At 43.6% G+C, this 16318-nt stretch carries 8 protein-coding genes; 6 read left to right on the top strand and 2 right to left on the bottom strand.

Annotated features, from left to right (window positions below):
- Positions 1-18: 18 nt before the first annotated feature.
- The 6 genes from AAW12_RS21600 to AAW12_RS21630 all read left to right on the top strand — a co-directional run bounded on the left by AAW12_RS21600 (position 19) and on the right by AAW12_RS21630 (position 14760).
- Positions 19-1464, top strand: a complete 1446-nt coding sequence (locus AAW12_RS21600) for an alpha-L-fucosidase (RefSeq protein WP_084823280.1) — start codon at positions 19-21, stop codon at positions 1462-1464.
- Positions 1465-1501: 37 nt separating this feature from the next.
- Complete coding sequence (locus AAW12_RS21605) at positions 1502-3973, top strand: glycoside hydrolase family 2 TIM barrel-domain containing protein (protein ID WP_046675754.1); 2472 nt, start codon at positions 1502-1504, stop codon at positions 3971-3973.
- A 6-nt stretch (positions 3974-3979) separates the two neighbouring features.
- Positions 3980-6550, top strand: a complete 2571-nt coding sequence (locus tag AAW12_RS21610; RefSeq protein WP_053003922.1) for a glycosyl hydrolase family 95 catalytic domain-containing protein — start codon at positions 3980-3982, stop codon at positions 6548-6550.
- Between the two features lie 17 nt (positions 6551-6567).
- A complete protein-coding gene (locus AAW12_RS21615) occupies positions 6568-7755 on the top strand; it encodes an alginate lyase family protein (protein WP_053003923.1) in 1188 nt (395 codons plus the stop codon).
- Positions 7756-7813: 58 nt separating this feature from the next.
- Positions 7814-10513 (top strand): glycoside hydrolase family 88 protein, encoded by a 2700-nt coding sequence (locus AAW12_RS26780; protein WP_084823282.1) that lies wholly within the window; start codon positions 7814-7816, stop codon positions 10511-10513.
- A 62-nt stretch (positions 10514-10575) separates the two neighbouring features.
- Positions 10576-14760, top strand: coding sequence for a two-component regulator propeller domain-containing protein (locus AAW12_RS21630; RefSeq protein ID WP_084823283.1), 4185 nt, complete (start codon positions 10576-10578; stop codon positions 14758-14760).
- Positions 14761-15011: 251 nt separating this feature from the next.
- Here AAW12_RS21630 and AAW12_RS21635 read toward each other — a convergent pair whose 3' ends face one another.
- Together AAW12_RS21635 and AAW12_RS26755 are read right to left on the bottom strand one after the other, a co-directional pair.
- A complete protein-coding gene (locus AAW12_RS21635; protein ID WP_197084134.1) occupies positions 15012-15830 on the bottom strand; it encodes an MFS transporter in 819 nt (272 codons plus the stop codon).
- On the bottom strand, positions 15782-16204 hold the full coding sequence (locus AAW12_RS26755; RefSeq protein ID WP_197084135.1) for an MFS transporter: 423 nt from the start codon (positions 16202-16204) through the stop codon (positions 15782-15784). The genes AAW12_RS21635 and AAW12_RS26755 overlap by 49 nt, the downstream gene beginning before the upstream one ends.
- Between the last annotated feature and the right edge of the window lie 114 nt (positions 16205-16318).

A 16318-nucleotide genomic window follows, 5' to 3' on the forward strand; every position in this document is an offset into this window, starting at 1 on the left:
ACTGTGAAAATTTTAGGTATGAAAGCTATATATAAAATGTTGCTGGCACTTATCCTCATCATGGGAACGAGTACGGGATTATTGTATGCGCAAGTAAATCACTTACCAGATAGTGTACGCATGAAATGGTGGGAGGAAGCCCGGTTTGGTATGTTTATCCATTGGGGCGTATATGCACAGTTCGGCGGTGTTTATAAGGGACACGAACAGGCACGTGGTGGAGCAGAATGGATTATGAACCGATCAAAAATTCCAGTTGATGAATATCAGGCTATGGCGAAACAATTTAATCCCATCGCTTATAATCCAGACGAATGGGTACGCATGGCGAAAGATGCGGGGATGAAATATTTGATTATCACGGCCAAACACCACGATGGTTTTGCACTCTTTGAAACAAAAGCGAGCAAATGGAATATGGTGGACGCTACGCCCTATGGCAAAGACGTCTTGAAACCTTTGGCCGAAGCCTGCCGAAAATATGGCCTAAAACTTGGCTTTTATTACTCACAGGCGCAGGATTGGAATAACCCTGGTGGATCGGCTGCTCGTAAGTTAATGCGAGAAGGCTGGCCTAATCCAGATTCAACCCGTATCGATGACTACACGCTAGCACATCATGGCCATTGGGATCCCAAACAAGAAACAGCGAGTTTTAGTGACTATATCAAAAATGTATCTGTACCTCAAGTCAAAGAATTGTTGAGTAACTATGGCGATATTGCTGTGCTATGGTGGGATACGCCAACCAATATGACCGACGAAGCCGCAAATATGCTTCAGGAGCAATTGGCATTACAACCCAATATTATCACAAATGATCGATTGAAACGGCCTAATTTCCCCGGCGATACCAAAACGCCGGAGCAAAAAATTCCAGATTGGAGTGAACTCGAAGGCAAACATTGGGAAACCTGTATGACCATGAACGGTACTTGGGGCTACCGCACATCGGATCATAAATGGAAGTCTGCCGAAACCTTGATCCGCAATCTCGTTGATATTGCTTCCAAAGGTGGAAACTACCTGTTGAACGTTGGTCCAAAACCCGATGGATCCTTTCCACAGGAGAGTATAGAACGTTTGGCTGTAATTGGCAAATGGATGAAAACCAATAGTGAAGCGATCTACGCAACCAAGAGCAGTCCTTTACAGCCATTTGAATGGGGGCGGTGTACCCTAAAGGAAGATGGAAAGCGGACTTATTTGTATGTCTCTGTATTTGACTGGCCAAAAAATGGAATAGTTGAACTTCCGATTGAAAATAAAGTTTTAAAAGCGAGCCTTTTAGCCAATAATCAAGTGTTAAAGGTAAAATCGAATGCCAATGGTATTCAGATTGCCGTGCCTGAGCAGGCCATTGATTCTGTTGCTACGGTGATTAAGATCGAAGTGGCTGGCAAATTTAAGCGCGAAAAAGGGCCCGGAGCAAAGAACATGAAAACTGGAGCTTTGGACGAGTAAGGCCGATAAGATGGAAAGCAGATACTAAAATAGCATAATGAAGAAAAGTAGATTGAATAAAATAGTTGCGTTGTTGTTGACTTTTGGAGTTGCTCAGCTCCACGCTCAAGAAGCTAAGCGGATTGATCATGGCTGGGATTTCTTAAAGAGCGATCTGGGTGGAATCTGGGAAGCTGTAAGACCGGTGGGAGCCGGTAATCCCGAATCTGTTCCATTGTGGCAGCAGGTAGATCTACCGCATTGTTATAATGCGCTGGACGCTGTTGATCCAGCTATAAATTATTATCAGGGACCAAGTTGGTATAGAAAATCGCTGGAGATCGATAATCCCTATTTAAATGGTCACACCCTCCTTCATTTTGAAGGAGCCGGACAAAAGACAGCTGTTTATATCCATACAATTAAAGTTGGGGAGCACGTTGGCGGATACGACGAATGGACTGTGGACATCACGGATGCGGTTGAAAAGTTTAAAAAAACAGCTGCTTTTAAAAAACAGTTTAAGGGTAAAATACCGCTTTCAATTCGTGTGGATAATTCGCGTGATTTAGAAATGATCCCCTCCAATCTGTCTGATTTTAATGTCTATGGCGGTATTTACAGACATCTAAACCTGAAATATGTTCCGCAGACAGCCTTGGAACGTGTATTTGTTGAGGCGTCAGTAGGGGCTGATGGCAGGCAGGGGGTAGCCAACGTCCGTGGACGACTGATGCCATTTTCGGCTCAGACTAATTTTGAAGTCGAAATGCGGCTCTACGACCCCGCTGGAAAAATCGTGCAAACCCAGCAACCACAGGTTAATAAGGGAGCATTAAATCTTGAATTTGGACAATTCATGGTCAAGAAGCCACAGCTTTGGAGCCCTGATCAACCGGCTTTATACCGTTTAGTTACGACAATCAAAAGCAATGGACAAGTATTTAAGGAAGAGAGTGTCTTTGGCTTTAGACATGTAGCGTTTAAAGAAAAAGGTCCTTTTCTGCTGAACGGGAAAAGACTTTTACTTCGCGGTACCCATCGTCATGAAGACCATGCCGGAGTTGCTGCAGCAATGACTGACGATCAGATCTTACAGGAGATGACCCTGATGAAAGAGATGGGTGTAAACTTTATACGCTTGGGACATTATCAGCAGAGTCGTAAAGTGCTTGAGGCCTGCGATAGTCTGGGTATTTTGGTTTGGGAAGAGATTCCATGGTGCAGAGGTGGAGTAGGTGGAGAGGTCTATCAGCTTCAGGGAAAACGGATGTTAACCAATATGATTGAACAGCATTATAATCATCCATCGGTCATTATTTGGGGCCTCGGCAACGAAAATGATTGGCCCGGTGATTTTACGGAGTTTGATCAGGCGAAGATAAGAGCTTATATGAGTGAACTCAATGGCTTAGCTCATCAATTGGACCCAAGCCGGAAAACAGCGATACGACGTTGTGATTTCTGTAAAGATATTGTTGATGTTTACTCGCCGTCCATTTGGGCGGGTTGGTATAGAGGCGTTTATACCGACTATAAAGCAGCCTCCGAAGAAGAAATGAAAAAGGTAAAGCATTTCCTTCATGTGGAATGGGGCGGGGATAGTCATGCAAGACGACATGCAGAGGACCCTGACCGTGCTCTAGCTAAAATCAAAGGTGATGGTACAACAGATGAACGTGCAGGCGATGCGTCGCTCATTGGCGGAGCAGCACGCGTTTCTAAAGATGGCGATTGGAGTGAAAGCTACATCTGTAATCTCATCGATTGGCACTTAAAGGAACAGGAAACCATGCCTTGGCTTACCGGAACAGCCTACTGGCCATTTAAAGATTTTTCAACTCCGGTCCGGCCAGACAATCCTGTGCCTTATGTCAATCAGAAGGGTGTTGTTGAACGGGATTTTACCAAAAAAGAATCGTACTACGTATTCCAGTCGTATTGGACCGAAAAGCCAATGTTGCATCTTTATGGCCATAGCTGGCCAGTCCGTTGGGGTGAAAAAGACGAGTCGAAAATGATCAAGGTGTATTCCAATGCCAAGGAGGTTGAGCTTTTTGTCAATGGCAAAAGTCAAGGACTAAAGAAAAGAAATAGCCAAGATTTTCCAGCGGCAGGTTTGCGCTGGATGGTGAAACTGAACGAAGGAAGCAATCAGATTAAAGCTGTCGCGAAAAACGGCCGGGAAATTCTCGTGGATGAAATTGAACAGCAGTATCAGACAAAAAAGTGGGGTAAACCGGCAAAACTTCTTGTGGAAAAGGTTGCCACGGAAGGCGATATGATCACTGTGCAAGCTCAAATTGTGGATAATACCAATACCCCCTGTCTCGATGCAAAGAATTGGATCTATTTTGGTTCGACCGGCGATGGTCAGTTGATCGTCGACCAAGGCACTTCTACGGGGTCGAAAAAAGTGCAGGCCTACAATGGTCGTGCATTGATTAAGCTTCGACTGCCTTCGGGAAGCGCTGTGGTATCAGGCAGGATGGAAGGATCAAAAAGTACCTTGTTAACGATAGAAAAATAACACAAGATGTTAAAAGCAACGAATCATTTGAACATCTTTTTACTGCTCGGCCTCATGGGGTCGCTTGCGCCATGCCGTGCACAAGGCAATTCGCCGCAGCTAAAGCTTTGGTATAATCAACCGGCCTCGCTCTGGGAGGAGGCACTACCGCTAGGCAATGGCACTACAGGAGCGATGGTCTTTGGTGGGCTAAGTAAAGATAGGTTTCAAATTAACGATAATACCCTATGGTCGGGTGAACCCGATGCGGGCAATAATCCCAATGGCCCGCAAATTCTACCCCAGGTACGCCAAGCCATCTTTGCTGGAAAATATGAAGAGGCAGCAGTTCTTTGGAAGAAAATGCAGGGACCTTATTCTGCCAGGTATTTACCTATGGGCGATTTATGGTTGGATTTTCACCAGGACGAAAAAAAGATAAAAGATTACAAACGGGAGCTGGATCTGGAGCGAGCGATCAATCTGGTCAGTTATTCCTATCAAGGTGTTCAATACCTAAGAGAAAGTTTTGTCAGCTTTTCGGATAAAGCACTGGTTGTTCGACTGAAGGCCGACAAGAAAAAATCAATTACATTCGACCTTTCCTTAACCAGTAAGCTAAAATACAGTGTTTCAGCGCAAGGGAATAATCAGCTGACCTTGCAGGGTAAAGCACCAAGTTTTGTTGCCAATAGGGATTATGAACCCCAACAGGTGGTGTACGATAGTATTGGCGGAAAAGGGATGACTTTTGCGATGCAGGTAAGCGTAAAAGCTACCGGAGGTGTGGTAAAAAAAGAGCAGGATAAGCTTAAGATCATAGGCGCCGATGAGGTGATTTTATTTTTGACGGAAGCGACAAGCTTTAACGGTTTTGATAAGTCGCCGAGTCAGGAAGGTAAAGATGCCACGCTGCTCGCAAAAAACCGCATGCATACTGTCTCCAAAAAGAATTTTCAGACCATACTCTCCGATCATCAAAAAGATTATCAAGCACTATTCAATCGAGTAGCCTTTGAGCTGGCTGGTACCTCTGCGCATGATAAATTGCCTACAGATCAACGTATCATACAGTTTTCCAAAGGACCGGCCGATTTGGGGCTGCTGACACTGTATTATCATTTTGGACGGTACTTGTTGATTGCCAGTTCCAGACAAGGAGGGAGACCAGCTAATTTACAGGGGATCTGGAATGATCATGTGCAACCGCCCTGGGGGAGTAATTATACGACCAATATCAATACTGAAATGAATTATTGGCTCGCGGAAAATACCAATCTTGCAGAATGTCATCAACCCTTGTTTGATTTTATGGATGAGCTGGCTATCAATGGGGCCAAAACAGCATCGATAAATTACAATATCGATAAGGGCTGGGTTGTTCATCATAATTCCGATCTATGGGCCAAAACTTCCCCTCCGGGCGGCTACGATTGGGATCCCAAAGGAATGCCGCGCTGGTCGGCATGGCCTATGGCCGGTGCCTGGTTGAGCACACATCTATGGGAACACTACCGTTTTACGGGCGACAAAACGTTCTTGAAGGAGAAGGCCTACCCCTTGATGAAAGGGGCAGCCCAATTTATGTTGCAATGGCTGATTGCGGATCCCGGAAATAAATATCTCGTCACCAATCCGTCCACTTCACCTGAAAATACAATTAAAATAGCAGGTAAGGAATATCAATTGACCATGGCCTCTACCATGGACATGGCGATCATTCGGGAGCTTTTCACAGCTGTTATTCACTCCTGTACTATACTGAACGTTGATCCTGAATTTAAATCAGCACTAGAACAAGCGAAGGAAAAGCTTTATCCCTATCAGGTGGGGCAATATGGGCAATTGCAGGAATGGTTTAAAGATTGGGATGATCCAAAGGACCAGCATCGGCATATTTCCCACCTATTTGGATTATACCCGGGCAATCAGATCAGCCTTGCAGAAAACAAGGCTTTGGCTGCGGCCTCCAAGCGTTCATTGCTTTTAAGGGGCGATGTGAGTACCGGCTGGTCGATGGCCTGGAAGACAAATTGGTGGGCGAGGCTTCAGGATGGAAATCATGCCTATAAAATCCTCAAGGATGCCTTAAATTTTATTGATCCCAAATTGGACCGTGCGCAGATGAGCGGTGGCGGAGCCTATCCGAATCTATTTGATGCACATCCACCTTTTCAAATAGATGGGAATTTTGGTGCTACGGCGGGAATGACTGAAATGTTGCTGCAGAGTCATGATGGAGCCGTCCACTTGTTACCGGCCCTACCTGATGAATGGTCTGCTGGGACGATAAAAGGAATTAAGGCCAGGGGAAACTTTACCGTAGATATTGCCTGGAAAAATAACGTATTGACCGAAGCAATGATCGTGTCCAATATTGGTGGTGTTTGTCGTTTGCGTACACCTTTACCCGTTAAAGTTGTCGGTGTCGAATCAAATCAGGCAGCTGTCACAGACAATGCGCTATTATATAAACCGGAACAACTTCCGTATACGGTAGCGGATTCTTCCAAATTGCCCCTTTTAGCTGGTCCAAAAACGTTTGAAGTTCAATTTAAGACCATAAAAGGTAAACGGTACCGTATTGTTCCGCTATAAATCAAAATCCAGGAAAAATGAAATTTACATCAATTGTTCGCGTCATGGGCTGTCTCCTTGGGATCGCAATTTTCCCTTTATTCTTGAGGGCAAAAATGAAGGAAGGTATTTTTGAGCAGGAGATCATCCAGACGCTGCGCCCTGTTATCCTAAAGCAGTCCAAATGGGCGATGAAGCAGAAACCAGTGACTGTGACAGCTTATAAGGCAGTTCGGAGTACCGGGGGTATTCATGATTTTTATTCTGAAGGTGATTATTGGTGGCCCGATCCCAAAGATCCCGCTGCACCCTATATTCAACGGGATGGGATGACTAATCCGGCCAATTTCGTTGAACATCGTAAAGCGATGATCCGCTTCAGCCGAATTGTGGGCGCACTGGCCTCAGCCTATCGTTTGAATCCGGATAAAAAATACGTACAGCAGGCCCTTCGCCATTTAAAGGCTTGGTTCGTGGATGCAGAAACGATGATGAATCCGAATCTTCTTTATGCTCAGGCTATACAAGGGCGTTTTACAGGGCGAGGAATAGGCATTATTGATACCATTCATCTGATGGAAGTTGCACAGGGCGTAAAGATATTTGAAAACGACCCCAATTTTCCACAGGCTGCTAAGGATGCTATACATCGCTGGTTTGCAATCTATCTACGCTGGCTTACAACGCATCAATATGGAATCGATGAAATGAATGCTGCCAATAACCATGGTACCTGTTGGGTGATGCAGGTCGCTGCATTTTCGAGTTTGGTGCAAGACACGGTATTACTCAACAGATGTGCAGATCGCTATGCGCACGTGTTATTGCCGAATCAAATGGAGTCTAATGGCAGTTTTCCGAGAGAATTGCAGCGGACAAAACCTTATGGATACGCGTTGTTTAATCTGGATGCGATGACCATGATCTGCCAGATTTTGTCCAAGACCAACACCTCCCTTTGGCAGTATACATTGTCAGATGGGCGGACAATAAAAACGGGTGTTGATTTTATGGTCCCTTATATTGCAGATAAAGAAAAATGGCCGTATCCGAAAGATGTCATGTATTGGGATCAGTGGCCAATTGCGCATCCGGCACTCGTATTTTCGGCAGAAGCTTACCAGAATAAAGACTATCTGCAGCTTTGGAAAAAGCTTGATCATGCACCTGAACAAGAAGAGGTTGTTCGAAATTTGCCCATTCGCAACCCGATTATATGGCTTTGATTTTCCTGGCTCTTTATAAAATAACTTAACCATTTCACCTTAAAAACCTACAGATAACATGAATGTTAATGCGACTTCTTTGCGAAGATATACCCTCTTTTTGCGCTTTCGAAATTTAAAAAGGCCATCCATTGCCAAAGCACTATTTTTGACGGGAATTCTGTGCGCTTTTCAACACGTTGAGGCACAGAGTACCAGGCAGCTGCAAAAAGCGTGGGGCCTTGCAGATCAACAAGCTCAACTACTTTATAAAGAATTGCAGCTCTTGAAAAAAAGGGATTCATCCTTGGTTTCGCCACGTACGCTTTCCACAGATAACGAACTGGTTGCTGTGAAAAGGGGGGACTGGACCAGTGGTTTTTTTCCTGGCGTCCTATGGTTTCTCTATGAAAAATCGGGAAAACAACAATGGAAGGATCTCGCTTCAGAAACAACAAGGTCGATCGAAGCGGAGCAATTTAATGGTAAGACCCATGATATGGGCTTTAAGATCTACTGTAGTGTTGGAAATGGTTATCGATTAACTGCAAATCCACAGTACCGGGAGGTGCTTGTACAGGCAGCCAAAACGCTGGCAACCCGCTTCAATCCAACAGTCGGTTGTATACGTTCGTGGGACCACAATAGCCACCGCTGGGACTTTCCGGTTATCATTGATAACATGCTCAATCTAGAATTGCTGTTTGAAGCAACCAAACTCACTGGAGACTCTACTTATTATCAGATCGCGGTGAGCCACGCCAACACAACGCTAAAAAATCATTTTAGACCGGATTACAGCACTTATCATGTGATAGACTACAACCCGAAAACAGGAGCTGTGCAGCATAAAAACACCCATCAGGGCTTAAGTGACGAATCGACCTGGTCGCGGGGTGAGGCCTGGGCACTCTATGGCTATACGATGTGTTACAGAGAAACCGGCGATCCGAAATATCTGCAGCAAGCCGAAAAAGTTGCACATTGGCTGTTTGCACATCGCAATATGCCGAAAGACTTGATCCCTTATTGGGATTTCGATGCACCTCATATACCAAATGAACCACGGGATGTGTCGGCAGCGACAGTCATTGCATCGGGGCTGTTGGAATTAAGCACGTATAGCAACCAAGGGAAAGATTATCGTGCAAAAGCACAGACCATATTGGCTAACCTGATAGACCATTACATGTCGCCACCAAATAAAAATCGCGGTTTTATATTATTACACAGTACGGGATCGAAACCTTCCAATACCGAAGTGGATAAACCTTTGAGTTATGCCGATTATTATTTCTTGGAAGCACTGCATCGACAAGAAGAGCTGCAGTCCGGAAAAGTGCAATCGGATCTGGTCCGGAAAAATCCTACGGGACAATTGATCTATTTTCCGGATGCACAAGGAAACGTCATCCCCGACTTTAGTCGGGTGGGCTATCATCAAGGTGATCAAAAGCTGCCCAATGTTCCTGTCGTGGTTACGGTAAAACCCAGCGTAAATGGCGATGATCAGCAAATTATACAGCAGGCTATCGATGCCGTAGCAGCAAAACCACCTGATAAAAACGGTTATAGAGGTGCTGTTTTGTTAAAAAAAGGCCTGTACACTATACCTGGGAGTTTGGAAATTCATGCCAGCGGTGTCGTGTTGAGAGGCGAGGGGGATGCTGAAGGACAAACCCTGCTTAAAGCAGCAGGCCAGCACCAACGGAGCTTATTGAAAGTTTCCGGTACGGGTAATTATACAGTGGACCAGGCTAGACAACAGTTTGTTAAGCCTGGCTATGGACCTGTAGGGGCTAACTATGTTCTGGTCGATCGTCCGAAGGAATGCAGAGTGGGCGAGCAGGTCCTCCTCTCGTATGAAATGAACGATGCCTGGATTGAAGCGCTTCGAATGAACCAGATTGAAAAAAGAGAAGGGACGAAACAGTGGACAGCGCGGGAATACAAGCTAAATTTTGAACGTACTATTTTAGCCATTCGAGGTGACTCTGTATTTTTTGATAATCCCCTGGTGATGGCGATTGATCCGAGGTACGCAAAAGTGGCCGTCATTCCCTACACCTTCGACGGGCGTATAAGTGAAGTTGGGATCGAAAATATACGGTTCGAGTCTGATTTTGTAAGTGATACGGACGAAAATCACGGTTGGATTGCAATTGATATGGATAAAATAACGAATGGTTGGGTGCGCAATATCACCGCGCGTTATTTTGGCTATGCGGCGGTGAGTCTTGGTGCTTTTGCCAAACAGATTACAGTAATGAAGTCGCGGTGTCTGGATGGAAAATCTCAAATTACAGGCGGGCGGAGGTATTCGTTCAATAATGACGGTCAGCTTAATTTATTTAAAGAACTTTATACGACGGAAGGTCGTCATGATTACGTAACAGGGGCCAGGACCCTCGGTCCGAACGTTTTTAGCCTTTCTAGCGCGGAACGAACACATGCGGATATTGGTCCACATCATCGATGGGCTGTTGGAACCTTATACGATCAAATCGTAACGGATGGCGAAATTAATGTGCAGGATCGGGGTAATTGGGGGAGTGGACACGGTTGGGCTGGGGTGACACAAGTCTTATGGAATTGTACGGTCAAAAGTGCTGCAGTACAACAGCCCTGGGCTTCTGGGCAAAATTTTGCCATAGGCGTAAAGGGAGAAAAAGTAGCAGGAAGATTGAAAAATAGAAACGCTGGTTATTGGGAAAATCAAAACCGGATAATGTCGATCGGCTCGCTTTATGAGCAACAATTAAAAGATCGATTAAAGTGATTCTTGTTCGTGTTTATTCAATGGAATGATTATTTTTATCATCCATTTCAATTATATACCTTATGATGCCACTACGTGTTTTTGTGCGCTGTTTTTGCTGTGCTTTAGCGTTAATTTCTGTTTTGTATGCGCAGGAAAAAAACTATCGTTTTTTACACTTGGATGTCAATGAAGGTTTATCTCAGGGCAGCGTTTTCGCTATTGCTCAAGATTATTTGGGTTTTATGTGGATCGGTACCCGTGATGGCTTAAATAAGTACGACGCCAGAAAGTTTACGATTTACCGCAGCAATCCGCAAGATAGCCTTTCCTTAGAGCACAACTTTATTCAAGCGATTACGGAAGATAACAAAAGGCGGCTTTGGATAGGGACAATGACAGGACTGAATTTATACAATCGTGCGTCAGACAATTTCATCCGTATACCCTTACCTACTGTGGAGAGTAGCAGTGGAAAAATGGATGTCAACGTTCATCAGATTTTTCAGGATTCCAAGGGCAAGATTTGGATTGCGACAAATATAGGCTTGTATAAGATTAAAGAGGGCCGGCATCTCGAAGCGGAATTGGTCTTCAATGAGATTACCGTTGAAAGAAGCCAGGGAAAAGAATACTATCGTAATTTTCGAACCGTGTATGAGGATCGCAGAAAGCGATTGTGGTTTTGTACTGATGATGCCATTGTACTCATGCAGGCCGCATCGAAAGATGGAAATAGCTTAAAGGTTCTACGAACTTACTTCAAAGAGAAATCAGTAGATAATAAAGTTAATCAACGGTTTCAGGCCGTATTGGAGGTTAGTCCAGGTATATTCTGGGTAGGCACGAAATATAATGGGATTCGGATTATCAATGAAAATACAGGCGAAATATCCTCGTTAACCGAAGCGGGCAATCATACGGGTTTGGCCAGTCAAGATGTACGGTCCTTAAAAAAAACAGTTGATGGAAAGATTTGGATCGGTACATTCAATGGCCTATATGTTTATCAAAATGGAAAACTGCTTTTTATTCAGGCAGACGATGGAAATCCCAATAGCTTAAGCAATAATTCCATTCGTCCTATATTTCAGGATAAGAGGGGATCTATTTGGATCGGAACCTATTTTGGAGGGGTCAATATCTATGATAAGGATATTCCCAATTTTCAGAATTTTACCCATCAAGCTAAACGCAATAGCTTAAGTTACAATGTGGTGAGCGCTTTTGTTGAAAATGGAATGGGAGAACTTGTAATTGGAACTGAGGGTGGAGGATTGAATTATTTTAATCGGCGTACGAATTCGTTTTTTAGTGAACGTCACGATAAAAATAACCTGAATGGCCTAAGTCATAACAATGTGAAGTCCATCTGTCTGGATAAGGAAGGGAACTTATGGGTAGGTACCTATGACGGTGGATTGAATTTAAGACGAAAGGGGCAACAAGGCTATGAACATTTTCGTTTCGATCCCAATGTAAGTAATGGCCTGGCAAACAATAATGTCTATGCAATCTTAGAGGATCGCAATGGCGATATTTGGATTGGCACGTTCGGTGGCGGACTACAGGTCCTTCGTAAAAACCAGAAAGTGGGATCTTTCCAGACATTTGATGTTGCAGGAAAGCAATTGAGCTCCAATATGGTGCGTGCTTTGCTAGAGGATTCAAAAGGTAATCTATGGATCGGTACTTCCAATGGATTAAATCTAAAACTAGCCGGTACCGATAAATTTGTCTCCTTTCTAAATGACAAGAAAGATTCTCTTTCAATTAGCGGAAATGATATTGTGAGTATCCATGAAGATCGAAAAGGACAGATTTGGATCGGTACCTATATGGGCGGGCTCAATCGCTATCTTCCGGAGAAGAAAGCATTCAAAAGGTTCAATGAACGAAATGGATTGCCGATCAACAATGTTTTTGCGATGTTGAGCGATCTGAAAAACAAATTGTGGTTGAGTACAAATACAGGGATTTCTTGTTTCGACCCCCTATCGGGTCATGTACGCACCTATACGAAGACCGATGGTCTTCCTGGCAACGAATATATTCAAAATGCAGCAGCAATGTTGCGGGACGGAAAACTTGCCTTTGGAAGTTTCTCCGGCTTCACCCTATTTAATCCGGATAGTTTAAGTGTCAATAATTATATTCCCCCCATTCAGTTTACAGAGCTGAAATTATTCAATAAAACAGTTCTCCCAGGTATTGATGCTGTTATTCCCAAAGATATATCCATGATGGATGAATTGATACTTGATCACAATCAAAATGTTTTTAGTCTCGAATTCAGTGTGTTGAATTATGTCCATCCGGAGAAAAATCAATACGCGTATTATCTGAAAGGTTTTGATCAAGACTGGAATTATGTGAGCAATCCCGTGGCTACGTATACCAATTTAGACCCTGGTACCTACGAGCTTTGGGTAAAGGGGGCTAACAACGATGGGGTATGGAACGAAAAGGCAACGGTTTTGAAGATTAAAGTGCTGCCAGCACCCTGGAAGACATGGTGGGCCTATAGCGGCTATTTTCTTCTTTTTGCTGCGGCCGGTTTTTTGATTATCCGATTTTTCCACGGCCGGAATAAATTGAAACAGGACCTTTTGATTCGGCAAATAGATTCGGAAAAACAGGAGGAGCTCCATGAAGCGAAACTGAATTTCTTTACCAATATCTCCCATGAATTCCGTACGCCATTGTCATTGATTATCGGGCCGTTAAATCAATTAAAAGGCGACCGATCGCTTTCAGCGTATGTACAGGAGCACCTTGGTTATGCGACGAGAAATGCCGATCGGTTGATGAATCTGGTCAATCAGCTGCTTGATTTCAGAAAACATGAAGGCGGAAAGATGAAATTGTTTTGCCAAAAGGTTCATCTTGCTACGTATTTGGAAAACATTCGCCAGAATTTTCACTTTATTGCCGAAAAAAATAATATTCAGTTTTTTCTGGATAATAAGGTAAGTCCTAATTACGTTGCAGGTTTCGATCCGGAACAATTTGAAAAAGTCCTTGTCAATTTGATTTATAATGCGTTTAAATTTACGGATAAGGGGGGTAAAATAAAGATACAGGTTGAGCTAGAAGGGGAAGGTGAGTTGGAGAAATTGCTTGTTTCCGTTTGGGATTCCGGGCGTGGAATCTCACCCAAAGATATTCCTTTTGTATTTGAACAATTTTATCAGGCCAATACAAAAGGCTTGTCGGCTACCAACGGTGGAATAGGTTTGGCACTTTGCCGTTCCATTGTCCAGTTGCACGGCGGGAAACTCACTGTTGAAAGCAATATGGCACAGGAAACGACAGACTACAATACGGTATTTCGGATCAGCCTGCCCCAGAGCGCTGTCGTCATCGAAGAGCTACCGGTCTTAACGGATACTCCAGGGATGATATGCGCTGACCCAGCAGATGCCGGTATGCCCTATGTGGATACTACAAAAACAGCAATTGAGCGTCCTGCGGCGGAGGAAGATAAACCCATCATACTTGTTGCCGAGGACAATGTGGAGCTACGTTGTTTTCTATGTGAAAATTTACGAAAAAAATATATTGTTTTGGAAGCCAACGATGGTATTGAGGCCTTGGAATTGGTGCAAACAAAACAGCCCGATATTATCATTTCGGATGTAACGATGCCCAACTGTGACGGAATCACACTTTTGCAGCAGATTAAAAATGATAGCAGTTCAAATCATATTCCGGTGATTCTTTTGACAGCCCGCACAGCTGATCCTTATATCACAGAGGCATTTGAAATCGGTACAGATGATTACATTACCAAGCCCTTCAGTATGCCGCACCTCATTCAGAAAATTTCTAACATCTTACAGACGCGGAAAAGGTTGGAGGAAAAATTTGTACAGCATTATCTTCTTGGAGCGCAGGGAACAGATCTGCCCGAAAGAACTCGTTTCTTGGATCAGGTGTTGAAGATTGTTGAAGAAAATCTGGGCTGCGAAGATTTTGGCGTGCTTGATCTTACAAAAGCCATCGGTGTGAGCCGCTCTGTTTTGTACCGCAAGATTAAGCAGCAAACGGGACTGAATCTGGTTGAATTTATTAATATGGTCCGTCTCAAGAAAGCAGCCTATATTTTGGTGAACGATACAGGTTTGAGTATCAGCGAGGTGGCTTATCAGGTCGGGTTCAATGATCCAAAGTATTTTAGCAAATCATTTAAGAAATTCTATAAGGAGAGTCCACGTACCTATGTTGAAAAATTCGGTGTAAAGGAAAGTAGCAATTTAGAAAAATAAGCAAGGGTTTTCGTGATTTGGTCAGCAGCAGCGAGGACAGCAGACTGAATTTTTTTTCGGTCAAAAAAAAAAAGGTTTTCAAACGGGGAGAATGAAAACCTTCAATAACCAATTATAAACCTAAATTATGATGCAACAAATATAGTTGTTTTTAATACTATTTTAAAAATAATTCAACTTTTAAGTATAGTTTTGTAGCTGTCCAGCTACAGGTTAATGTTGCCCTGTCGCTGGAAGAACCTGCCCATAGCTTATACGCTTTTGACCAACTTATGAATAACGTATAAAGTAGTCAATCCCAACAGTGCAAATATGCCATAACCTAATCCAATCTGAAACTGCGAAGAAGGGTTTACCAAGCTTACCATGATGTAACTGAGTGAAGAGGTCAGCAGGTAGGTAATTCCGCCAACCAATCCGCCGGCGATACCTGCCGACAATGGAAACCTCCCTAAACAGTAGCTGAAATAATTGTTAAAAATAAATCCTGCTGTACAATGTACAGCAAATGCGAAAAATGTCAATGTATAGAGATTTGACAGGTAAGGTGAAACCAAGAGCATACATACAATCAGGCTGATCTGAATGAAGTTGGCGATTCTCAACTTCGGAACCAAGGCTCTTTTAATAAGGGCTTTACCAATAAAACCACCACACATCCAAGCTAAGCCCATAATTAGCGAGGTATAACCGGTGGTGATTGCGCTATAGCCCAGCTGGTGTTCAATAAAAAAGGGACCACTGAGGTTGTAGAACATGACAAGACCGTAGGATATACCGCACATGACTATACCGAAGGTAAAATCATTGCTTTTAAGCATCATTTTAAATTCGCCAATCAGGTAGTTGATATGGAGAGGTTTCTTCTGTTTGATTGTTTCGCCAGAAAAGATCAGTTCAAGGATGAAAAGTACAGCACTGTAAACGGCCAGAACCATAAAGTTAGAACGCCAACCAAATTGTGTCTGAAGGTAGCCGCCAATAAAAGGAGCGACAATCGGCCCGATCGACCAGACGATGGTCATAATGCTGAGGTAGTGCTTGCGCTGTTCACCTTCGTAGACATCCACAAAATAGGCTCTTTTGAGATGACCACGAATGCCGATAAGATGCCCTGTAGAATACGCATCAGGTAAATAACCCAAATATCTTGCGTGCTTGCTGTAATCCAGAAACTGACAATGAAAAGGAAAAGTGATATCAGGTTGATGCGATATCTTCCCCAAGCGTCAACCAATGCTCCTGTAAAGAACTGAGCAACACCATAGCTGATTAGAAAAAGCGAAAGGGTTAGCTGGATTTTGCTTTCATTCAAGCCAAGCTCCTGGGCCATTTGTGGCATCGACGGAAGATAAATATCGGTCGCAAGTCCCGTAATCGGAACAAGTGCAAATGCTAGTATCGTCGGGATAAAAGATTGCTGTGGTTTAGTGTTTTTTTCCATCCTGTAATTTTTTAAATTTCGCGTCTCTATGGACGTTCATGCAGCCAGCCACTTTTTTCTCTTTGACCTGCTAAATATGATGTGGACAAAAGTAGCTTCATTGCCTGTTTCAAA

The sequence above is a fragment of the Sphingobacterium sp. Ag1 genome, from assembly GCF_000988325.1.
Taxonomy (GTDB): Bacteria; Bacteroidota; Bacteroidia; order Sphingobacteriales; family Sphingobacteriaceae; genus Sphingobacterium.

Excerpts from the sequence above, each read along its gene's own strand:
- AAW12_RS21605 (WP_046675754.1), top strand. The coding sequence starts at position 1,502 with ATGAAGAAAAGTAGATTGAATAAAATAGTTGCGTTGTTGTTGACTTTT.
- AAW12_RS26780 (WP_084823282.1), top strand. The coding sequence starts at position 7,814 with ATGAATGTTAATGCGACTTCTTTGCGAAGATATACCCTCTTTTTGCGC.
- AAW12_RS21630 (WP_084823283.1), top strand. The coding sequence starts at position 10,576 with ATGATGCCACTACGTGTTTTTGTGCGCTGTTTTTGCTGTGCTTTAGCG.
- AAW12_RS21610 (WP_053003922.1), top strand. The coding sequence starts at position 3,980 with ATGTTAAAAGCAACGAATCATTTGAACATCTTTTTACTGCTCGGCCTC.
- AAW12_RS26755 (WP_197084135.1), bottom strand. The coding sequence starts at position 16,204 with ATGGAAAAAAACACTAAACCACAGCAATCTTTTATCCCGACGATACTA.
- AAW12_RS21600 (WP_084823280.1), top strand. The coding sequence starts at position 19 with ATGAAAGCTATATATAAAATGTTGCTGGCACTTATCCTCATCATGGGA.
- AAW12_RS21615 (WP_053003923.1), top strand. The coding sequence starts at position 6,568 with ATGAAATTTACATCAATTGTTCGCGTCATGGGCTGTCTCCTTGGGATC.